General features: G+C 40.4%; 1 pseudogene. It reads left to right on the top strand.

Annotated elements, in window-relative coordinates:
- Window positions 1-19: 19 nt before the first annotated feature.
- Window positions 20-401, top strand: a pseudogene (locus GQR39_RS19940) (hypothetical protein); the annotation flags it as partial.

Raw genomic sequence — 401 nt, forward strand, 5'->3', positions numbered from 1 at the left:
ATTTAGGAGGTAGTTTATTATGACTCAATCTCGCCAATCACAAGTATCATTATCTGATACACCTTATTACCACTGTGTTTCGCGTTGTGTTCGCCGCGCTTATTTATGTGGTGAAGATAAGTACACCGAGAAATCCTTTGAACATCGCCGTCAGTGGGTTGTTGAGCGAATGCATTACCTCGCTTCTCTTTTTAATATTGATATCTGCGCTTACGCTATCATGTCCAACCATTATCATCTCGTATTGCACATAGATGAGCAACATAATGAAAGCCTAACGCATGAAGAAGTTTGTGAGCGTTGGTGTCAGCTCTATTCAAAACCTGTATTAGTTGAGCGTTGGCAATCCGAGCAAACCACCTCAGAAGCAGAAAATAAAGCCGCATTAACTATTATTAATG

The organism is Pseudoalteromonas sp. C8 (assembly GCF_011378685.1).
Taxonomy (GTDB): domain Bacteria; phylum Pseudomonadota; class Gammaproteobacteria; order Enterobacterales; family Alteromonadaceae; genus Pseudoalteromonas; species Pseudoalteromonas arctica.